19 protein-coding genes are annotated in these 21,094 nt (G+C 39.8%); 17 read left to right on the top strand and 2 right to left on the bottom strand.

The window, feature by feature from the left end:
* On the top strand, nt 1-96 hold a 96-nt coding region (locus FJR77_RS02850), incomplete at its 5' end, for an IS3 family transposase (protein ID WP_138699220.1).
* Between the two features lie 87 nt (nt 97-183).
* Here the strand turns inward: FJR77_RS02850 and pclR are convergent.
* Complete coding sequence (gene pclR, locus FJR77_RS02845; protein WP_140833052.1) at nt 184-1,668, bottom strand: virulence transcriptional activator PclR; 1,485 nt, start codon at nt 1,666-1,668, stop codon at nt 184-186.
* A gap of 371 nt (nt 1,669-2,039) precedes the next feature.
* Between pclR and pclA the strand changes: the two genes are divergently transcribed.
* The gene (pclA, locus tag FJR77_RS02840) at nt 2,040-8,339 is read left to right on the top strand and encodes a pneumococcal collagen-like adhesin PclA (RefSeq protein WP_140860033.1); all 6,300 of its coding nucleotides are present in this window, start codon (nt 2,040-2,042) and stop codon (nt 8,337-8,339) included.
* A gap of 236 nt (nt 8,340-8,575) precedes the next feature.
* Here the strand turns inward: pclA and FJR77_RS02835 are convergent, their stop codons facing one another.
* Nucleotides 8,576-9,124: an NADPH-dependent FMN reductase gene (locus FJR77_RS02835; protein WP_140833056.1), complete on the bottom strand. Its 549-nt coding sequence runs from the start codon at nt 9,122-9,124 to the stop codon at nt 8,576-8,578.
* A 541-nt stretch (nt 9,125-9,665) separates the two neighbouring features.
* Between FJR77_RS02835 and FJR77_RS02830 the strand changes: the two genes are divergently transcribed.
* The 15 genes from FJR77_RS02830 (at nt 9,666) to FJR77_RS02760 (ending at nt 21,065) form a co-directional block, all read left to right on the top strand.
* On the top strand, nt 9,666-10,862 hold the full coding sequence (locus FJR77_RS02830) for an MFS transporter (RefSeq protein WP_140833058.1): 1,197 nt from the start codon (nt 9,666-9,668) through the stop codon (nt 10,860-10,862).
* A gap of 186 nt (nt 10,863-11,048) precedes the next feature.
* Nucleotides 11,049-11,537 (top strand): cell wall elongation regulator TseB-like domain-containing protein, encoded by a 489-nt coding sequence (locus tag FJR77_RS02825; protein WP_061759407.1) that lies wholly within the window; start codon nt 11,049-11,051, stop codon nt 11,535-11,537.
* Nucleotides 11,534-12,712 (top strand): pyridoxal phosphate-dependent aminotransferase, encoded by a 1,179-nt coding sequence (locus tag FJR77_RS02820; protein WP_023943277.1) that lies wholly within the window; start codon nt 11,534-11,536, stop codon nt 12,710-12,712. Before FJR77_RS02825 ends, FJR77_RS02820 begins: the two co-directional genes overlap by 4 nt.
* Nucleotides 12,713-12,728: 16 nt before the next feature.
* Nucleotides 12,729-14,072, top strand: coding sequence for an asparagine--tRNA ligase (gene asnS, locus FJR77_RS02815; RefSeq protein WP_023943275.1), 1,344 nt, complete (start codon nt 12,729-12,731; stop codon nt 14,070-14,072).
* A gap of 152 nt (nt 14,073-14,224) precedes the next feature.
* Nucleotides 14,225-14,515: a 30S ribosomal protein S6 gene (gene rpsF, locus FJR77_RS02810; RefSeq protein WP_001151784.1), complete on the top strand. Its 291-nt coding sequence runs from the start codon at nt 14,225-14,227 to the stop codon at nt 14,513-14,515.
* Nucleotides 14,516-14,526: 11 nt separating this feature from the next.
* On the top strand, nt 14,527-14,997 hold the full coding sequence (gene ssbA, locus FJR77_RS02805; RefSeq protein WP_000609602.1) for a single-stranded DNA-binding protein SsbA: 471 nt from the start codon (nt 14,527-14,529) through the stop codon (nt 14,995-14,997).
* 31 nt (nt 14,998-15,028) lie between these two features.
* Nucleotides 15,029-15,268, top strand: a complete 240-nt coding sequence (rpsR, locus tag FJR77_RS02800) for a 30S ribosomal protein S18 (RefSeq protein WP_000068664.1) — start codon at nt 15,029-15,031, stop codon at nt 15,266-15,268.
* 149 nt (nt 15,269-15,417) lie between these two features.
* Nucleotides 15,418-15,921 carry a GNAT family N-acetyltransferase gene (locus FJR77_RS02795; RefSeq protein WP_033680529.1) on the top strand — a complete coding sequence of 168 codons (504 nt, stop codon included), beginning with the start codon at nt 15,418-15,420 and terminating at the stop codon, nt 15,919-15,921.
* 81 nt (nt 15,922-16,002) lie between these two features.
* Nucleotides 16,003-17,403, top strand: coding sequence for a bifunctional Cof-type HAD-IIB family hydrolase/peptidylprolyl isomerase (locus FJR77_RS02790; RefSeq protein WP_140833060.1), 1,401 nt, complete (start codon nt 16,003-16,005; stop codon nt 17,401-17,403).
* Between the two features lies 1 nt (nt 17,404).
* The gene (locus FJR77_RS02785) at nt 17,405-17,767 is read left to right on the top strand and encodes a S1 RNA-binding domain-containing protein (RefSeq protein ID WP_023943268.1); all 363 of its coding nucleotides are present in this window, start codon (nt 17,405-17,407) and stop codon (nt 17,765-17,767) included.
* A 52-nt stretch (nt 17,768-17,819) separates the two neighbouring features.
* Nucleotides 17,820-18,569: a tRNA1(Val) (adenine(37)-N6)-methyltransferase gene (locus FJR77_RS02780; protein WP_000390771.1), complete on the top strand. Its 750-nt coding sequence runs from the start codon at nt 17,820-17,822 to the stop codon at nt 18,567-18,569.
* Complete coding sequence (locus FJR77_RS02775; RefSeq protein WP_000349610.1) at nt 18,559-18,843, top strand: GIY-YIG nuclease family protein; 285 nt, start codon at nt 18,559-18,561, stop codon at nt 18,841-18,843. The genes FJR77_RS02780 and FJR77_RS02775 overlap by 11 nt, the downstream gene beginning before the upstream one ends.
* Nucleotides 18,844-18,928: 85 nt before the next feature.
* On the top strand, nt 18,929-19,864 hold the full coding sequence (locus tag FJR77_RS02770; RefSeq protein WP_000036049.1) for a manganese-dependent inorganic pyrophosphatase: 936 nt from the start codon (nt 18,929-18,931) through the stop codon (nt 19,862-19,864).
* Between the two features lie 54 nt (nt 19,865-19,918).
* Entirely contained in the window at nt 19,919-20,431 is a 513-nt protein-coding gene (locus FJR77_RS02765; protein ID WP_140833062.1) for a YiiX/YebB-like N1pC/P60 family cysteine hydrolase, read from the top strand.
* Nucleotides 20,415-21,065, top strand: coding sequence for a DUF1803 domain-containing protein (locus FJR77_RS02760; protein WP_140833064.1), 651 nt, complete (start codon nt 20,415-20,417; stop codon nt 21,063-21,065). Before FJR77_RS02765 ends, FJR77_RS02760 begins: the two co-directional genes overlap by 17 nt.
* Nucleotides 21,066-21,094 lie beyond the last annotated feature (29 nt).

Here is a 21,094-nt window from a genome sequence, read left to right as displayed (position 1 = left end):
ATTATAGACTATATCGATTACTACAACAACAAACGAATTAAGGTAAAACTAAAAGGACTTAGTCCTGTCCAATACAGAACTAAATCCTTTCAATAATTATTTGTCCAACTTTTTGGGATCAGTACATATGATGCGTTTTTTTTTTTAGGAGTTTTACGATTTCTTTTCCAACTATTGCTTAGTCTATAAAGAGTTAGAAAAATGAATCTCATTTGATAAAGTATTAAGATGATTAACCAAATCCATGATTGATAGATGGTTTCGGCAAATAAACTTCTTGGTAATCCCTGGAATGTAGAAATTAGACACGATGATATCGTAATCTGTCTGATTTAAAATCTCAGGACTTGTTTCTAATTCATCCCAAATATCGAAGGTAAAACGGTTATTACAGTAATAGGAAAGCATATCAACAAAGGTAAGGGAGATAGCATGGTCAAAGTTATTGATAATCAAAACCTTGATAGGTGGTCGATTTTCTAACAACTGAGTAGAGAGGTTTTCAGTATGGGTTAAGATGGTATACATCAAGTGTTCCAACTGTTCAGGATGGTCATGCTGTCCAATTGCTTGTCGATATTGAGCCAGTTCTTGACGAGCACTTTCCATAAAGTCTGGGAAATAGACCTTGAATTTTTCTAGTGTAATTCTCTTTTGCTCAAATAAGAGTGGTGTTGAAAAGGTTTCCTGTCTTTCAAAATAAGCTGTATTGTGCAGGTGCCAAATGAGTTCATCATGATTAGCAAATTTAATATTAAATGCTTTAGATAATCGTTCCAAAATTTGGCTTAATAACTGATAAGAATAGCGAGATTCATCATTTTTATTTAGAGAATCAAAGAATTGCTGTGGATCTAGAAAAATATCATTTTGAAGAAAGGAAATGAAAATTTGGGCCACAATATCTGGAGTCATTTCCAGTCCAAATTGTTGAGAGAAGTATGCAAGCTTGTCCTCAAAATCTGGTAAATTCATTAAAACAGGATAGTAGTCTTGGTAAAAATGATTCGGCAAATCAATGAAATGTCCATTTTTTACTCGATGAATACTAATTGCGAGCATCAGCTTATACATTCTATAGATTGCAAATCGCATTGGGTAATTTGTGGATTTATAGAAGTAGTCAGCGAACTCTGTTATGACTTTTTCAGAAATATCTGGGAAAGGCCAGTCTAGAAAATAATATCGCTCTGAAAAGTATTGGGCATAAAAATAGCGAATATCGATTTCATTTCCATTCAGGGATGTTGGAGTAAAAGACAGTTCAATTTGGAATTGTTTCGAGAGAATGGTGGTGATTCGATTTCCTAAACGATAAAGATTGGCATTACTAGAATGCAGTTTTTCTACAGTTCGGTAAATAGGCAATCCTTCGTTAAAAAACATATATTCTAATAACTGAAAAGATTGGGAATGACTGAGGAAATAAATATAAATATCTTCTATACTTGCCGCTGTATCTAGATTTAGCATAATGCCATTGATAGAAGATTGAATTTTGAAAGTTGGGAATGCTGTTCGTAGTTCGTTTAAGTCATTTTTCAGGATACGCTCGGTGCATTCTAAAGTTTGTGCTAACTCGTTTAGACGTATCCAATCTCGTTCCTGAATGAGTATTTCAAGTAGTCGCAATTGTCGTTGTTCTTTTGTAGATAATAGAGATCTCATAGGGTTCTATCCTCCTAAGCTCATTATATCATAGTCTATAATAAAAATGCTAATATTGATATTGTTAAGATGGATAATAATCCGATTTGATCTTAAAACAATATTTATGAATCGAATATAGGAGGGCAATTAAATGTTAATGGAATATTTGTATTGATTTTGCGATTACATTTTTACCTCTATATTATTTTTCTGTACTATTTGTACCAAAATATGAGAATCATTTTTTTGTCAGTAAATTCACTTTGATTAGAACAATTTAAATGAATCTTGAGGGAAAAAATACTATATATTAATCTGTAAAACCATATTGAATTATATAAAAAATAGATGTAAATTGTATAGTATAAAATTATATTGAGGTAAAGAATATGAAACAGGCACAGAGAAAATCATTTGATTGGTATAAAATGCAACAACGTTTTTCTATTCGTAAGTATCACTTTGGGGCAGCTAGTGTACTGCTCGGAACAGCCTTAGTCTTGGGAACTGCTGTCAATACGCAAGCAGAGGAACAAAATCCTGAGGCAACTAACAGTGTTTCTGTTGATAAGATAGCAGAAACTACTAAACCAGCAGAAGTTTCTACAGCTAAGAAAGAAACTACCTACGCAGCTCCAACTGTTGTTAATCCAGTAGAGGTGACTCCAGCTAAATCTGAAGCTGTTAAGGCAACTGTAGAAAAGGTTGAAGAACCTAAAGTGGAAAAAGAGGAAGTTTCTCATCAAAGTGCAGTTGATAAATCAAAATTGTTAACGGCTCTTTCGCGTGCAAAAAAATTAGAAGCAAAATTATATACAGAAGCTAGTGCTGCAAACTTGAAAGCAAGTATCCAAGCTGGTCAAAGTTTGCTTGGGAAAGCAGATGCAACTGAAGCTGAATTATCAGCAGCGGAGTCATCTATTCAATCAGCTGTCATTGGACTGGAACTCCGCTCTAACTCTGATAAAGGAACTGTATCAGAAACTTCTGTAGCGAAGAAAGCTGATGCAGATGAAGCAGAAGAAGAAACTAAGCAAGCTCCTACAACTAATCGTTCAGCTCTTGATAGTGTTGTTTTGCCAGCTAGCACAGCTGCCAAAGTAGAAACAACTTCAGCTCCAGCATCTACTAATGAAATCTTGAAACCAGGTTTAAGCCTTTCTGATGCTCGCCAAAATCCAGCTATCCGTAAGGAAGACTTGGAGAAGGGGCATAGTGGTTTTAGAGCGGCTAGCAATCCAGCCAACCCGATTGTCTCAGGTTCTGGGAATACAGTTGCATTTACAGATATCAGTCAATCTGGTCGTAGTTACAGTTTTCGTGGCTACGGGAACGCACGTGGTGGTAATTCAATTCATTACGATGTGACGACAGTACGTCAAGGTAATAGATTGAATTTCACAATTCAATATTCTGGTCCAGGTGAATTTGTTAATAATAACTTTATCTTGGATAAAGGGGATGGATTTGGAAATCCTTCAAATGCAACTATCACAACTCCAAGATTAAGAGAGCAATCAAAACCTATTAGCCAGGGTGCCAACTTCGTATCTCACTCAGGATATACTATGACCTCTGCTACTGAAACAAGTATGCAACAGACAATCAGATTCAGTTTGCCAATCAACAATCCAAATGGTGATTTGTCTGTCCGTTTGAAACCTGTTACTTTTAACGTGGATCAAGGTGGTGGCGGTGCCGCTACTAGCAATGATCCATACAGTAACTCTAACTATTATTATAGAGCAAACCCACTATACTTGGATGCCAATCCAAATGGTGGTTCTAGTAACAAGGTTGTTACAGAAGACATTGACTTCCAAACAGTCTACCTTCCAACTAGTAAATTGCCAGAAGGCCAAACTAGATTAGTCAGAGAAGGTGAAAAAGGACAACGTCAAATTACCTATAAAGTCCATCGATTTGGTAACGAAACAATTTTAGGATTGCCAATTAGTAATAGTGTCACTAAAGAAGCTAAGCCACGTATTCTGCAAATTGGTGTTGCTAAAGAGCTAATCGATACAGTAAAACCACGTGTTGATCAAAATAAAGTCGGTGATACAAATAATCTTACTTTCTATCTTGATAACGATGGCAACGGGGTTTATACAGAAGGTGTAGATGAACTTGTTCAAAAAATTGCTATTAAAGATGGAGCCAAAGGTGAAAAAGGAGACCAAGGTGAACGCGGTTTAACTGGAGCTAAAGGTGAAAAAGGAGATCAAGGCGAACGCGGTTTAACTGGAGCTAAAGGTGAAAAAGGAGACCAAGGTGAACGCGGTCTAACTGGAGCTAAAGGTGAAAAAGGAGACCGAGGCGAACGTGGACTCACTGGAGCTAAAGGTGAAAAAGGAGACCAAGGCGAACGCGGTCTAACTGGAGCTAAAGGTGAAAAAGGGGACCAAGGCGAGCGCGGTTTAACTGGAGCTAAAGGTGAAAAAGGAGACCGAGGTGAACGTGGACTCACTGGAGCTAAAGGTGAAAAAGGAGACCAAGGTCAGGCAGGTCGTGACGGTGTAACTCCAACCGTAACCGTTAAAGATAATAAAGATGACGGCACTCATACTATCACGATTAACGACGGTAGAGGTAATGTTACAAGTACTGTTGTAAGAGATGGTTTCGATGGAGCAAGTCCATTAGTTGCGACTCAACGAAATGACGCAGATAAAACAACGACCGTTATATTCTATTATGACCAAAATGATAACAACGAATTTGATGCAGGCGATACAAAACTAAAAGAAGTTGTAATTGCGGATGGAGCCAAAGGTGAAAAAGGTGATAAGGGTGCAACTCCTAAAGTGACAACTGCTCGTGGAGAAGATGGTCATAGTACTGACATTACATTTACAGTTTCTGGAGAAGAGCCTGTAACAGTTAACATTAAAGATGGTAAAGATGGACGTACACCAACTATTGACTTAAATGCATTGGTGGAAGCAGTTAGAAGAGGTGTTGGATCAACTTCTAATTCACAACCTTCTGGAACATCAAGAAGTGCAAGAAATAGAAGAGCATTACCAGATGAAGATAGAAGTGCAACTGAGTCATCAGAAACAGTACAACCATCAACTACAGGTTTAACAGGTTCACAACCAGCAACTGCAGGTTCAACAGCATCACAACCACCATCAACTCAACCTAAACCATCAGGTGAATATGCGGGAACCGAAATAAAAGCATATTATGATAATAATCATAATGGTGTATTTGATGAAGGTGATGAGTTGATATCAAGTACTGTTATTCCTCCTGCTCCAAAAGGAGAGAATGGTAATGATGGTAAAGATGCTATAAGAGGAGCTGAATTATTAAGTGGAATTATAGCTCCAAGGCCAGAAGATGGTAAAGATGGTGATACATACATTGATGCTACAACAGGAGATGTGTATAAAAAGAGAGATGGAGCTTGGGGGAAAATCGGTAATATTAGAGGGCCTCAAGGAGAACAAGGTCAAAAAGGTGACAAAGGTGAAAATGGTAAGGACGGTAGAGCTCCGAAAATTAAAGTAGAAGATATAACAAAATCTGCCGAATCGGCAGGTGTATCAAGTCGTTCAGGAATTCAAATTACTGTTTATGATGATAAAAACAATAATGATGTGTTTGATGAAGGAGATACTATATTAAATACAAAAGATGTTTACAATGGGACTGATGGAAAAAACGGTGCAGATGGACAAACACCAAAAGTCAAAGCAGAACGAGATGAAGCGAAGAAACAAACTACATTAACCTTCTACATTGACAAAGATGGCGACGGAAACTACACAGAAGGAACAGACACACTTGTTCAAACAACAGTAGTTAAAGATGGACAAGATGGAGCAAAAGGTGCGGATGGAGCATCTGGTCGTGACGGTAAAGAAGTATTAAACGGAAAAGTAGATCCAAAAGCTACAGACGGCAAAGATGGAGATAGCTTCGTTAATACTGAAACAGGCGATGTCTTCGTTAAGAAGAACAATGCATGGGAACCAGCAGGCAACATCAAAGGTCCAAAAGGTGAAGACGGAAAAACTCCAGAAGTAACAGTTACACCTGGTAAAGATGGAAACAGTTCTGATATTACATTCACTGTACCAGGGAAAAATCCAGTGACAGTAAATGTTAAAAATGGAGAAAATGGTCTAAATGGGAAAACTCCAAAAGTTGACTTATTACGTGTTGAAGGACAAAATGGAAATCCATCTCACACAATCGTAACATTCTACACAGATGAAAATGGAGACGGCAAATATACTCCAGGAACTGATGAACTTCTAGGGTCAGAAATGATCAAAGATGGAGCATCTGGTCGTGATGGTAAAGAAGTATTAAACGGAAAAGTAGATCCAAAAGCTACAGACGGCAAAGATGGAGATAGCTTCGTTAATACTGAAACAGGCGATGTCTTCGTTAAGAAGAACAATGCATGGGAACCAGCAGGCAACATCAAAGGACCTAAAGGTGATAAAGGTGAAGATGGTAAAACTCCAGAAATCACTACAAAACCAGGTGCAGATGGCAAGAGCACAGATGTAACAATTACTGTTCCAGGGAAAGATCCAGTAACTGTTAATATTAAAGACGGTAAAGATGGTAAAGATGGAAAATCTTTAGTTGCTAAAAAAGAAGGTAACGAGACTAAGATTTATGTAGAAGATCCAGCAAATCCAGGACAACCATTAGATCCTACAAAACCACTTGCAACAGTTCTTGATGGACTTAAAGGTGAAAAAGGCGACAAAGGTGAAAACGGAGCAGACGGTAAATCACCAGTTGTAAATGTAACGGACAATGGAGATGGAACACACTCTATTACTGTTAGAAACCCTGATGGTTCTGAATCAACAACTAAAGTTAAAGATGGTAAAGACGGTAAAACTGCAACTATCACAACTACAGAAAACCCAGATGGAAGCCACACAATCACTGTAACAAATCCAGATGGAACAACTAAAGAAACAGTTGTTAAAAACGGTAAAGACGGTAAGACTCCAAAAGTTGAAGTAACGGATAACGGAGATGGAACTCATACTGTTAAAGTTACGGATGGAGACGGTAATGTTACCAACGCTATCATCAAAGATGGTAAAGACGGTAAAGCTGCAACAGCAACTACAACAGAAAATCCAGATGGAAGCCACACAGTAACAATCACTAACCCAGACGGAACTAAGAATGAGTTTGTTGTGAAAAATGGACGTGACGGTGTTGACGGACGTACTCCAACCGCATCTGTTCGTGACAATGGAGACGGAAGTCATACGATCGTTATTACAAATCCAGAAGGTGTGACAACTGAAACCACAGTTCGTGATGGTAAATCACCAAAAGTTACTATTACTGACGAACAAAATGGAACTCATAAGATTTCAGTTCTAAATGGTGATGGAACTACTACTGAAACAATCATTAAAGATGGTAAATCACCAGTAGCGACTGTTACTGACAACCATGATGGTACTTACACAATTCATGTAGAAAACGGTAATGGTACTGTTTCTGAAACAACAGTTCGTGACGGTAAATCACCAACTGCTAAGGTTGTGGATAACGGAGATGGTACTCACACTATCACAGTTGTGAACTCAGACGGTACAACTACAACAACTATAGTTCGTGATGGTAAATCACCAAAACTTGAAGTGATTGATAACAACAACGGTTCGCACACTATTAAGGTGACAGGTGCTGATGGTAAAGAAACGACAACTACAATCTTTGATGGTAAATCACCAAAAGCGAACATCGTTGATAACGGAGACGGAACTCACACATTGACAATTGTTGATTCTGATGGCCGTGAATACAAATCTATTATCAAAGATGGTAAAGACGGTAAAGATGGCGTTTCACCCACTGTAACTGTTAAAAATAATAACGATGGAACTCACGTTGTTACAATCATTAATCCAGATGGAAGTAAGACAGAAATGGTGATTAAAGACGGTAAAGATGGTAAATCACCAAAAGTTTCTGTTGAAGATAATGGAAATGGTAGTCATACAATCACAATCATCAATTCTGACGGAACTGTGACAAAAACAGTTGTTAAAGACGGAAAAGATGGTAAATGTGGTTGCAAAGATAAACCAGTAACACCATCAAATGACAAACCAGTTCCACCAGTTAATGAATTACCGGAATATACAGGAGGGGTAACACCACTTGATCCTCCGGTTTATGAAAAACCAGAATTAGAACTTCCAGAAATTCCAACGCCACCAGTGCACGAAGTACCAGAATTTAACGGTGGAGTACCAGGAATGCCAGAAGTGAATGAACTTCCTGAAGCAGAAGTTCCAGGAATGCCAACACCACCAGTCCATGAAATTCCAGAGTTTAATGGTGGTGTGCCAGGTATGCCTGAAGTCAATGAACTTCCTAATCCAGAAGTTCCAGGAATGCCAACACCTCCAGTTCATGAAATTCCAGAATTTAATGGCGGAGTACCTGGTATGCCAGAAGTCAATGACAAACCAACTTCAAACATTTCTGAAGTTCCAACACAACCAAATCCAAATGTACCAGTTCAACCGGTAACACCATTAACTTCTAACCCAGTAGCACCAACTACAGGTAAAGAAAATCATGGTGACAAATTACCTGAAACTGGAAGCCAATCTGATTATATCTCTGTTCTTCTAGGTAGCGGTATTCTATTGAGCCTATATGTAGGTCGAAGAAAAGAAGATTAATCAGCAACAAGCAGTCATTAGTTTCTCGAAAGAAGATGATAAGTGATAGATCTCGAATGAAAGAATATTCTTAGAATGGTTTTCCTATGATGGAAAAGACTGCTAAAAACCTTGAGTGGTAACGCTCAAGGTTTTTTTGGATGGCTGATGTTTGTCGGAAAATTTTGATTGAGTCTAAAAATGCCACCTTATGAGGTGGCTATAATTGATTTAGACTTCTTAAAATTCTCTATTTTTTACTGAATTGCTACGACCAAGTCTTCTGCTTGTTTTTCAAGTGAGTTTAGGACTGTTTCTTCGAGAACCAATTTTCCGTCTGCCCAGGCAGAGTCATTAACACGTGCAGCAGTGAAATTACCAACGACTTGTGTACGGATAAATGGCAAAAGGTCCTTGTAGATAGCGAAAAGTTGATCGTGACCTGCATTGGCTACAGATGATACTGTGACAAATTTGTCTTGAAGGGCAGAAGCACCGCGTGTATCAGACAAGTCAAGGGCACGAGATAGCCAGTCAAGCAAGTTCTTCACTGTTCCAGGGATAGAGAAGTTGTAGACTGGAGAGAAGATCCAGATAGCATCCGCAGCGAGAACTGCTTCACGAGCAGCAGCTACAGCTGGGTGAGTTGGAACTTCCAAATCTTGGCTGAAGAGAGGAAAGGCTGAATAATCAAGGTAGCTAACTTCTGCTTTACCAGCAAGTGCTTTCTCAGCTTCGAGCGCCATTTGGTGGTTGAAAGAGCCTTGACGTAGTGATCCGATGATAAATAATACTTTTTTAGACATGATGTGTCTCCTTTTTCTTAAATTTCCGAGAACTCTCTCGTTGTTATAAAATATATTACAACAAAACAAAAGGACTTGCAAGAAATTTGCTCAGAGTTTATTTGAAAATTATAAAATTGATGAAACTCTAGTCACTTGAGACTGGAAAGTAAGAATTGTATCACTTTCAAAATCGGTTTTGTTTGAAGGGAGAAATAGAATTGGTTACTTATACTCAATGAAAATCAAAGAGCAAACTAGGAAGCTAGCCGCAGGTTGCTAAAAGCACAGCTTTGAGGTTGTAGATAAAGCTGACGTTGTTTGAATTTGATTTTCGAAGAGTACTCCTATGTTCTCTTGTAATATGATGACATAAGTGCTAAAATAAACAAGAAAACGCGCAATAGAAACTACAGACCAGTTTTTCCGGTATCATTTCATAAACAATTAAACGAAAATAATGGCATTGAAGAATGCTTCTAAAAGGAGTGGAGATCATGTAAGGCATAGGTTAACAAGTGACGGACAAAAGAAATAATAATACACTTGTTAAGGAGAAAAGATGTTAATAAGAAATTATCGGAAAAATATTGGTCTGATGGCCGGAGTTGAGTTTTTTGCATTTTTAGGGATTACCAGTTTTTGGATTCTCTTTCTCAGTCAAAACGGCATGTCTCTTTGGCAGATTGGACTTCTGGAAAGTATCTTTCATACGACCAGTCTTATCTGTGAAATTCCATCTGGAATGTTAGCTGACCGCTATTCCTATAAGACCAACCTTTATTTAAGTCGTATAGCAGGGATTGTGTCTTCTATTCTTATGTTGGCTGGGCAGGGAAATTTTTGGATTTATGCCTTAGCGATGGCGGTAAGTGCCTTGTCTTATAATTTTGATTCAGGCACAAGCGCAGCAATGGTCTATGACTCGGCTGTAGAGGCTGGACTAAAGGAGCGTTACTTATCTATTTCAAGTTTTATGTCAGGAGTAGCAGAAGGAACTCGGTCTTTGGGGACAGTGTTGGCGGGATTTTTTGTCCATGGTCAATTGCATCTGACCTACTATGTCATGATTGCCGCTTCTATTATAGTTCTTTTCCTGATTTGGATGCTGAAAGAGCCCACTGTCAAGCTAGAAAAATCTGATAGTGTGACCATGAAACAGATTATTTGGACCGTTAAGGAAGAGTTGGAGCGAAATCCCATGCTCTTCAACTGGATGATTTTATCTCAGATTGTCGGAACACTCATGTGCATGTTTTATTTTTACTATCAAAATCAGTTACCAGATTTAAGTAGTTGGCAAATTTCAGCAGTTATGCTACTTGGTAGTCTCTTGAATATCCTTGCAGTCTATCTAGCGAGTAGGATTGGAAAGAACTATGCCGCCTTGAAGCTTTTCCCTGTCCTCGTCCTGCTGACTGGAGTTACCTATATGTTGTCCTATTTTGGAACACCTCTAATCTATATTTTGATTTATTTGATTAGCAATGCTCTATATGCTCTTTTTCAGCCGATTTTTGACAATGATTTGCAAGAGCGGCTCCCAAGTGAAGTAAGGGCAACCATGCTGAGTGTCTACTCTATGATGTTTAGCTTGAGTATGATTGTGTTCTTTCCACTGACAGGCTGGTTGATTGACCATTTAGGCTTTGTAGTAACATTTCTTTATCTAGGCTTCTTTTTAGTTTTGATTAGCCTTCTACTGGCTATATTTTTAGGAAAAATGGCTAAAAGAATGGATGATAAAGTGATTCCATAGATCAAAAAAAATTACGAAAACTTGAGTGTCAAGCTCAGGTTTTTTAATAGGTTGATTTTGGAGCTGTCATTACTTTTCTTGCTCGGTTTTAACTAAGAAAAATCTATTTTGCTTGAAGGGAGAAATAAAATGTGATTGTTCTTGCATTCACTTGTAATAAAGCCCAATAGATGGTAAAATAGACGAGTGAAAAAAAGACAAAATAAAGCAAAAAATAATCTACTGTGGCAGTATGGTCTAGGGATGACGATTTTGTTTGTGGTTATCAGTGCTTCATTTCTGTACCTGGTTTCTCTTGGCATGAGACCCTATCAAACAGCTAAAAGTGAAGGAGAAAAATTAGCTCAGCAGTATGCAGGATTAGAGCAGACTGATCAGGTTGACTTATACAATGGCTTGGAATCTTATTATAGTGTTCTTGGTCGTAATAAACAGCAAGAATCGCTTGCTGTCCTGATTGGAAAAGATGACCATAAGATTTACGTTTATCAGCTAAATCAGGGTATTTCACAAGAAAAAGCAGAAGCTCTTTCTAAGGAAAGAGGAGCTGGTGAGATTGACAAGATTACCTTTGGCCGTTATCAAGACAAGCCAATCTGGGAAGTCAAGTCAGGCTCTGATTTTTATCTAGTAGATTTTGAAACAGGAGCATTGGTCAATAAGGAGGGCCTATGAAACTATCCAACCGTGTTTTAGAAATGGAAGAAAGTGTGACCTTGGCTGCTGGAGCCCGTGCCAAAGCACTGAAGGCTGAGGGAAGGGATATCCTATCTCTAACCTTGGGTGAGCCAGATTTCACTACTCCAAAAAATATTCAAGATGCCGCCATTGCATCGATTCAAGATGGGCGTGCTTCTTTTTATACAGTAACCTCAGGTCTGCCAGAGCTCAAAGCGGCGGTCAATGCCTATTTTGAGCGCTTTTACGGCTATTCTGTAGCGCCGAATCAAGTGACAGTCGCTGCTGGAGCTAAATATTCTCTCTATACCTTCTTTATGGCTGTGGTCAATCCAGGTGATGAAGTTATCATCCCAACACCCTACTGGGTCAGCTATGGAGACCAGGTCAAGATGGCAGAGGGTATTCCAGTTTTTGTTCCTGCTAAAGAGGACAATGACTTTAAGGTAACTGTAGAGCAGTTAGAAGCAGCTCGAACAGACAAGACCAAGGTTTTGGTGCTGAATTCACCATCCAATCCGACAGGTATGATTTATACCCGTGAGGAACTTTTGGCAATCGGAAACTGGGCTGTAGAAAAGGATATTCTCATCCTAGCAGATGATATCTATGGGCGCTTGGTCTATAATGGTCATGAGTTTACACCCATTTCTAGCCTATCGGAAGCGATTCGCAAGCAAACAGTGGTCATCAATGGTGTGTCTAAAACCTATGCTATGACAGGTTGGCGGATTGGCTATGCCGTCGGAGAAGCAGACATTATCGCTGCCATGTCCAAGATTGCAGGTCAAACAACCTCCAACCCTTCAGCAGTAGCCCAGTATGCAGCAGTTGAGGCTCTATCAGGTGAGCAAGATACTGTAGAAAGCATGCGTCAGGCTTTTGAGGAGCGTCTCAATACCATTTATCCGCTATTATGTGAGGTTCCTGGTTTTGAAGTCGTTAAGTCACAAGGAGCCTTCTATCTCTTTCCAAATGTCAAAAAGGCCATGGAGATGAAAGGCTATACGGATGTGACAGACTTTACAACTGCTATCCTTGAAGAAGCTGAAGTGGCCTTGGTAACAGGAGCAGGATTCGGAGCGCCAGAAAATGTGCGCCTCAGCTATGCGACAGACCTAGACACGCTTAAAGAAGCAGTTAAACGCTTGAAAGTATTTATGGAAAAATAAAAGAAAAGGAAAAATAATGACAAAACGTGTAACGATTATTGATGTAAAAGACTATATTGGTCAGGAAGTGACGATTGGCGCTTGGGTTGCCAACAAATCAGGAAAAGGGAAAATCGCCTTCTTGCAATTGCGTGACGGAACAGCCTTCTTCCAAGGTGTGGCCTTTAAACCAAACTTTATCGAAAAATTTGGTGAAGAAGTAGGAGCTGAAAAGTTTGATGTCATCAAACGCTTGAGCCAAGAAACTTCTGTTTATGTGACAGGTATTGTCAAAGAAGATGAGCGATCTAAGTTTGGCTATGAGTTAGATATCACAGACATCGAAGTGATTGGTGAATCTCAAGACTACCCAATCACACCAAAAGAACACGGAACAGACTTCTTGATGGACAACCGTCACTTGTGGCTTCGTTCTCGTAAGCAAGTAGCTGTGATGCAAATCCGTAACGCAATCATCTATGCAACTTATGAGTTCTTTGACAAGAACGGCTTCATGAAATTTGATAGCCCAATTTTGTCAGGGAATGCGGCTGAAGATTCAACTGAACTCTTTGAAACGGACTACTTCGGAACTCCAGCCTACTTGAGCCAATCAGGTCAGCTTTACCTAGAAGCAGGTGCTATGGCTCTTGGTCGTGTCTTTGACTTTGGTCCAGTATTCCGTGCTGAAAAATCAAAAACGCGCCGTCACTTGACTGAGTTCTGGATGATGGATGCAGAGTACTCATACTTGACACATGATGAGTCACTTGACTTGCAAGAAGCTTATGTTAAAGCTCTTCTTCAAGGTGTTCTTGACCGTGCGTCTCAAGCCTTGGAAACCTTAGAACGTGATACAGAACTCTTGAAACGCTACATTGCAGAGCCATTCAAACGTATCACTTACGATCAAGCCATTGACCTCTTGCAAGAACATGAAAATGATGAAGACGCTGACTACGAACATCTTGAGCATGGAGATGACTTTGGTTCACCACACGAAACGTGGATTTCAAACCACTTTGGTGTGCCAACTTTTGTCATGAACTATCCAGCAGCCATCAAGGCATTTTACATGAAACCAGTTCCTGGAAATCCAGAGCGCGTGCTTTGTGCAGACTTGCTTGCTCCAGAAGGCTATGGAGAAATCATCGGTGGTTCTATGCGTGAGGAAGACTACGATGCTCTTGTAGCTAAGATGGATGAACTTGGTATGGATCGTACAGAATATGAATTCTACCTTGACCTTCGTAAATACGGTACAGTTCCACACGGAGGATTTGGTATCGGTATCGAACGTATGGTAACCTTCGCAGCAGGAACAAAGCACATCCGTGAAGCTATTCCATTCCCACGTATGTTGCACCGTATTAAACCATAAGAACAGGAAAACGCCCATGTGGCGTTTTTTCGCATTTCAGTGTTTTTACTTGCGTAAAAAATTGTTTTCTAGTATAATAGTTTATTGTGAGCGAACCTCACTTACCCCTTGCAAAGTCTGGGGGTCATTAGACCAAAAGGAGGAACATATCAATGGCTAAATACGAAATTCTTTATATCATTCGTCCAAACATTGAAGAAGAAGCTAAAAACGCTTTGGTAGCACGTTTTGACTCTATTTTGACTGACAACGGTGCAACTGTTGTTGAATCAAAAACTTGGGAAAAACGTCGTCTTGCATACGAAATCAAAGATTTCCGTGAAGGACTTTACCACATCGTTAACGTTGAAGCAAACGACGACGCTGCTCTTAAAGAGTTTGACCGTCTTTCAAAAATCAACGCTGACATTCTTCGTCACATGATCGTCAAAACTGACGCGTAAGAAGGTAAACTATGATTAACAATGTTGTACTTGTAGGGCGTATGACACGTGACGCTGAGTTACGTTATACCCCATCAAATGTAGCAGTTGCGACTTTTACTCTTGCAGTAAACCGTACATTTAAGAGTCAAAATGGCGAACGTGAGGCTGATTTTATCAATGTCGTTATGTGGCGCCAACAGGCTGAAAACCTTGCTAACTGGGCTAAAAAAGGCTCACTTATCGGGGTGACAGGTCGTATCCAGACTCGTAGTTACGATAACCAGCAAGGACAACGTGTCTACGTGACAGAGGTCGTGGCTGAGAATTTCCAAATGTTGGAAAGCCGTAGTGTGCGTGAAGGTCATACAGGTGGAGCTTATTCTGCACCAAGTTCAAACTATTCAGCGCCTACAAATTCAGTACCAGACTTTTCACGTGATGAAAATCCATTTGGAGCAACAAATCCATTGGATATTTCAGATGATGATTTACCATTCTAATGGACAACTAAAATTATAAAGGAGAAAAAACATGGCTCAACAACGTCGTGGCGGATTCAAACGCCGTAAAAAAGTTGATTACATCGCAGCAAACAAAATTGAATATGTTGATTACAAAGATACTGAGCTTCTTAGCCGTTTCGTTTCAGAACGTGGGAAAATCCTTCCACGTCGTGTAACAGGAACTTCAGCTAAAAACCAACGTAAAGTAACAACAGCTATCAAACGCGCTCGCGTAATGGCTTTGATGCCTTTCGTAAACGAAGATTAAAAAAGAGGTCCGGGTGGACCTCTTTTTCATGAGCTTGGAAACAAGAAAGCGAATTAAGACCCGGGTGGGTCTTTTTTCACGAGATAGTTTTTTTCTGACCTTGGCGTGCTATAATGGTAATAAAAAGAGTAAAGGTGGGTAAGTCAAAGATGAATTGTACGATTAGAAATATGATTAAGTCTGATATTGAATCCTTATCTCATGGATTTATGAATCAAGGTTGGCCTGGTAGAGAGGAAATTTTGGCTAGATATTTTCTGGAACAGGAAAGTGGGGAGAGAGAAGTCTTAGTTGCAGAGATTGATGGTGCTGTAGCGGGCTACGTTACCATTTTGCCCTCTGCTAAACATGGTCCTTTTGCAGAAGTCTATCCAGAATTATCAGATTTTAATGTGTTTGAGCCTTTTCGAAATCAAGGGATTGGGAATCAACTGCTAGAAGAAGCAGAAAAACGAGTCAAGGTTGTTTCGAGTAAGGTTACTCTTGGTGTAGGTTTGCACTTAGGCTATGGCCCTGCCCAGAGATTGTATATCAGACGGGGCTACATTCCAGATGGGACAGGTGTCTGGTATAGAAATCAACCCTTGGAAATGAATGCAACTAGCCAAAATAATGATGATTTGGTTTTGTATCTAGTAAAGGAATTCGGATAAGAGACAAGGATTTTATTGGGGATGTGGGATTTAGCTACTTTATGGTATAATGGAAAGAGTTAGATTGAAAGAGGTAGTGATATGGATGCGAAATTAAGATACAAGGCAAAAAAGATTAAGATTGTCTTTTTTGATATTGATGATACATTGAGAAATTCCAAGACAGGTTTTATTCCAGCTTCAATCCCAACTGTTTTTAAGCAATTACGTGAGAAAGGAATTTTGACAGGTATTGCTTCTGGACGAGGGATTTTTGGTGTCGTGCCAGAGATTCGTGATCTCAAGCCTGACTTTTTTGTGACCTTAAATGGGGCTTATATCGAAGATAAAAAAGGTCATGTCATTTATCAGCATCAGATTGAGAAGTCAGATGTTGAGGAGTATATCTCTTGGGCTAAGCAAGAGGGAATTGAGTATGGCTTGGTTGGGAGTCATGATGCCAAGTTGTCGACTCGCACCGATATGATTAGTGAAGCGATCAATCCAATTTATTCTGATTTGGATGTAGATCCCGATTTCCATGAAAAAGAAGATATCTATCAAATGTGGACTTTTGAAGATAAGGGAGATGACTTGCACTTGCCTGATAGTCTCTCAGACAAACTTCGCATGATTCGTTGGCACCAACATTCGTCTGATATTGTTCCGATTTCAGGCTCCAAAGCGATGGGTGTGGAAATGGTTGTAGAACACCTTGGCTTGAAACCAGAGAACGTCATGGTTTTTGGAGATGGACTCAACGACTTGGAACTCTTTGATTATGCTGGAATCAGCGTTGCAATGGGAATTTCTCATGATAACATCAAAGAAAAAGCAGATTATATTACAAAAACATTAGAAGAAGATGGCATTTTTGATGCCTTAGAAGGATTTGGTATGGTAGAAAAAGAATTGCATTTCCCACAAGTAGACATTGAAACAGTAGAAGGTCCTCTTGCGACTATTAAGACTAATCATGGAGACTTGCGTATTAAGCTCTTCCCTGAACATGCTCCTAAAACAGTAGCTAACTTTGTAGCTCTTTCAAAAGATGGCTACTATGATGGTGTCATTTTCCATCGTATTATCAAGGACTTTATGATCCAAGGTGGAGATCCAACTGGAACTGGTATGGGTGGCGAGTCAATCTACGGCGAATCATTTGAGGATGAATTCTCAGAAGAACTTTACAATATCCGTGGTGCTCTTTCCATGGCCAATGCTGGTCCAAATACCAACGGCAGCCAGTTCTTTATCGTGCAAAATCAACATTTGCCTTATTCTAAGAAAGAAATTGCTCGTGGAGGTTGGCCAGAACCGATCGCAGAAATCTATGCCAACCAAGGTGGGACACCTCACCTAGACCGTCGTCATACTGTTTTTGGTCAGCTAGCTGATGAAGCTTCTTACGCTGTCTTGGATACCATTGCTGCTGTTGAGACAGGGGCTATGGACAAGCCAGTTGAAGATGTTGTGATTGAAACAATTGAAATCGAGGACTAAGATGAAAATCGGTGATAAGCTAAAGGGCCGTATTACAGGGATTCAGCCCTACGGTGCCTTTGTTGAGCTAGAGACGGGTGATACGGGGCTGATTCACATTTCAGAGATTCGGACAGGCTTTATTGAAAATATCCATGAAGCCTTGAAAGTCGATGAAGAGGTTCAGGTTCAGGTAGTGGATTTAGATGAATTTACAGGGAAAGCTAGTCTTTCTATCCGCACTTTGGAGGAAGAAAAGCACCAGTTTCCGAGACGGAGACGCTTTTCAAGCGACCGCTTTAACTACGGCTTTGCGCCTCTCAAAAGAATGATGCCAATTTGGACCAAGGAAGCCCTTCAACATTTGAAGAAGCAGAAGAATTAGTTAGAAATCTATATTATTTGTAATGTTAATATAAATTTGCTATAATAGAACCATGGAAGAAGAACAATTATTAAAATCAGGAGAGCGCATTAACCAGCTCTTTTCGACAGATATTAAAATCATTCAAAATAGAGAGGTTTTTAGCTATTCGGTGGATAGTGTTCTCTTGTCACGATTTCCACGTTTTCCTAAAAAGGGCTTGATAGTGGATTTCTGCGCTGGGAATGGAGCAGTGGGGCTTTTTGCCAGCACCCGTACTCAGGCACAGATTTTGGCTGTTGAGATTCAGGAGCGTTTGGCGGATATGGCTGAACGCTCTGTCCGTTTGAATGGTTTGGAAGAGCAGATGGAGGTCATCTGTGATGATTTGAAAAATATGCCTTCTCGTATACAGGGAAGTAAGGTGGATATGATTTTGTGTAATCCGCCTTATTTCAAGGTGGATCCTCATTCAAACCTGAACGAGAGCGAACATTATCTCTTGGCGCGCCATGAAATCACGACCAATTTGCAGGAAATCTGTCGTAGTGCCCAGAGTATTCTCAAGTCTAATGGACGGTTGGCCATGGTTCATCGTCCTGATCGACTTCTGGATATTTTGGATACCTTACAACGGCATAATCTAGCCCCTAAGCGCCTGCAGTTTGTTTATCCAAAAAGAGAAAAGGAAGCCAATATGCTTTTGATTGAGGCTATCAAGGATGGCTCAACAAGCGGTTTTAAGGTCTTGCCACCTCTCATTGTCCACAATGATGATGGCTCTTATACGCCGGAACTCGAAGAGATTTATTATGGATCATAAGGCTTATATGTACGTGCTGGAGTGTCGTGATGGATCTTACTATACAGGCTATACGACTGATGTGAGAAGACGCCTCGCTGTCCACAATAGTGGGAAGGGAGCCAAATACACACGAGCACGCTTGCCAGTCAAACTCATCTATGCTCAAGGTTTTGCCAGTAAGGCAGAAGCCATGTCGGCTGAAGCCCTTCTAAAGCGTAAGAAGAGGTTACAGAAGGAGCAATTTTTATCTGAAAATCAAGATAGAAATTTGCTCAGTTATTTTGAAGAGTAGCGGGGAGTCCTTTGACTCCTCTTACTTTTGTCAAAAAGCGAAAAAAATGCTACAATAAAGAGAATAAACAAAATGAGGTATTATCATGTCTAAGATTCTAGTATTTGGTCACCAAAATCCAGACTCAGATGCCATCGGGTCATCTGTAGCCTTTGCCTACCTTGCAAAAGAAGCTTACGGTTTGGATACGGAAGCTGTTGCCCTTGGAACTCCAAATGAAGAAACAGCCTTTGTCTTGAACTATTTTGGTGTGGAAGCACCGCGTGTTATCACTTCTGCTAAAGCAGAAGGCGCAGAGCAAGTTATCCTGACTGACCACAATGAATTCCAACAATCTGTATCAGATATCGCTGAAGTAGAAGTTTATGGTGTTGTAGACCACCACCGCGTGGCTAACTTTGAAACTGCAAGCCCACTTTACATGCGTTTGGAGCCAGTTGGATCAGCGTCTTCAATCGTTTACCGTATGTTCAAAGAACATGGTGTAGCTGTGCCTAAAGAGATTGCAGGTTTGATGCTTTCAGGTCTGATTTCAGATACCCTTCTTTTGAAATCACCAACAACACACCCAACGGATAAAGTGATTGCTCCTGAATTGGCTGAATTGGCTGGTGTGAACTTGGAAGAATATGGTTTGGCTATGTTGAAAGCTGGTACCAACTTGGCTAGCAAATCTGCTGAAGAATTGATTGACATCGATGCTAAAACTTTTGAATTGAACGGAAATAATGTCCGTGTTGCTCAAGTAAACACAGTTGATATCGCTGAAGTTTTGGAGCGTCAAGCAGAAATCGAAGCTGCAATGCAAGCTGCTAACGCAGCAAATGGTTATTCTGACTTTGTCTTGATGATTACAGATATCGTCAACTCAAACTCAGAAATCTTGGCTCTTGGTGCCAATATGGATAAGGTTGAAGCAGCCTTCAACTTCAAACTTGAAAACAATCATGCCTTCCTTGCTGGTGCTGTTTCACGTAAGAAACAAGTGGTACCTCAATTGACTGAAAGCTTCAATGCTTAAGAGTTTGAATTATATCGAAAGGAGTTTCGGCTCCTTTTTTTCTAGGAGTGAAGCATGTTAGAAAATGGAGATTTGATTTTTGTGAGAGATGGGTCGGACATGGGACAGGCAATTCAGACTTCCACAGGTAACTATAATCATGTTGCCATTTATTTGGATGGGATGATTTACCATGCTAGTGAACATGCTGGTGTGGTTTGTCAAGAACCGGCAGACTTCTTTGAGTCTAATCATTTGTACGACATTTATGTCTATCCAGAATTAGATATCCAGTCTGTGAAGGAAAAAGCTTGCAAACATCTGGGAGCACCCTACAATGCTTCTTTCTATCCAGATGGAATTGGTTTTTATTGTTCTCAGTATATGGTAGAAATCCTCCCCATTTTTGAAGCGATTCCTATGAAATTTGGAGATGGGGAGCAGGTCATTAGTGATTTTTGGAGGGAATATTACAGAGAAATAGGTCTTCCTGTTCCTCTGAACCAAGCTGGGACCAGTCCTAGTCAGTTGGCAGCATCGCCTCTGTTAGAATGTAAAGAAAGGAATCTTCATGATTCAGATTTTTAATCCATCTCGTTTGACGAGACAGCCATTTTTTAGAGAATTGATCCGCTATCTGGACCAGCATGAGGATGTTATTTTGCGAGAAATTAAGGCTCAATTTCCAGATGTTGCAGTTGATAAACTCATGGAAGAGTATATAAAGGCTGGCTTGATTCTAAGGGAAAATAAGCGCTATTATCTCAATCTTCCTATGCTTGAATCACTCAATAGTCTCGAACTGGATCAAGAGATTTTTGTCAGCGAAGATAGCCCGATCTATCAAGCCTTGTTGGAGCAGCGTTTTGAGACGGAATTGCGCAATCAAACCAATGCAGCTATTTTAGTTGAAAAGACGGACTTTGCGCGAACTAAAATGACCCTTTCCAATTATTTCTACAAGGTCAAACATCAGTATCCTTTGACAGAAAAACAGCAGGAACTCTATGCCGTTTTAGGAGATGTTAATCCTGAGTATGCTCTCAAATATATGACGACTTTTTTGCTAAAATTTCTCAAAAAAGACCAACTGATGCAGAAACGCCGTGATATCTTTGTGGATAGTTTAGTTATCTTAGGCTATATTGTGCAAAAGGAAGATGGAAAGTATGAGTTAGTCGTCGATTTTGACAAGGAGAGTCTAAGTTTTTATCTAGCATAGAATTCTGCTCTGAGCAGTTTGTTTGACTT

The sequence above is a fragment of the Streptococcus shenyangsis genome (assembly GCF_006385785.1).
Taxonomy (GTDB): Bacteria; Bacillota; Bacilli; order Lactobacillales; family Streptococcaceae; genus Streptococcus; species Streptococcus shenyangsis.
This window is presented reverse-complemented; position numbering and strand designations above follow the sequence as displayed.

Bases quoted from the DNA above. Each gene is read 5' to 3' on its own strand.
- pclR (WP_140833052.1), bottom strand. From the start codon at position 1,668: ATGAGATCTCTATTATCTACAAAAGAACAACGACAATTGCGACTACTT.
- pclA (WP_140860033.1), top strand. From the start codon at position 2,040: ATGAAACAGGCACAGAGAAAATCATTTGATTGGTATAAAATGCAACAA.
- FJR77_RS02835 (WP_140833056.1), bottom strand. From the start codon at position 9,124: ATGTCTAAAAAAGTATTATTTATCATCGGATCACTACGTCAAGGCTCT.
- FJR77_RS02830 (WP_140833058.1), top strand. From the start codon at position 9,666: ATGTTAATAAGAAATTATCGGAAAAATATTGGTCTGATGGCCGGAGTT.
- FJR77_RS02820 (WP_023943277.1), top strand. From the start codon at position 11,534: ATGAAACTATCCAACCGTGTTTTAGAAATGGAAGAAAGTGTGACCTTG.
- asnS (WP_023943275.1), top strand. From the start codon at position 12,729: ATGACAAAACGTGTAACGATTATTGATGTAAAAGACTATATTGGTCAG.
- rpsF (WP_001151784.1), top strand. From the start codon at position 14,225: ATGGCTAAATACGAAATTCTTTATATCATTCGTCCAAACATTGAAGAA.
- ssbA (WP_000609602.1), top strand. From the start codon at position 14,527: ATGATTAACAATGTTGTACTTGTAGGGCGTATGACACGTGACGCTGAG.
- rpsR (WP_000068664.1), top strand. From the start codon at position 15,029: ATGGCTCAACAACGTCGTGGCGGATTCAAACGCCGTAAAAAAGTTGAT.
- FJR77_RS02795 (WP_033680529.1), top strand. From the start codon at position 15,418: ATGAATTGTACGATTAGAAATATGATTAAGTCTGATATTGAATCCTTA.
- FJR77_RS02790 (WP_140833060.1), top strand. From the start codon at position 16,003: ATGGATGCGAAATTAAGATACAAGGCAAAAAAGATTAAGATTGTCTTT.
- FJR77_RS02785 (WP_023943268.1), top strand. From the start codon at position 17,405: ATGAAAATCGGTGATAAGCTAAAGGGCCGTATTACAGGGATTCAGCCC.
- FJR77_RS02780 (WP_000390771.1), top strand. From the start codon at position 17,820: ATGGAAGAAGAACAATTATTAAAATCAGGAGAGCGCATTAACCAGCTC.
- FJR77_RS02775 (WP_000349610.1), top strand. From the start codon at position 18,559: ATGGATCATAAGGCTTATATGTACGTGCTGGAGTGTCGTGATGGATCT.
- FJR77_RS02770 (WP_000036049.1), top strand. From the start codon at position 18,929: ATGTCTAAGATTCTAGTATTTGGTCACCAAAATCCAGACTCAGATGCC.
- FJR77_RS02765 (WP_140833062.1), top strand. From the start codon at position 19,919: ATGTTAGAAAATGGAGATTTGATTTTTGTGAGAGATGGGTCGGACATG.
- FJR77_RS02760 (WP_140833064.1), top strand. From the start codon at position 20,415: ATGATTCAGATTTTTAATCCATCTCGTTTGACGAGACAGCCATTTTTT.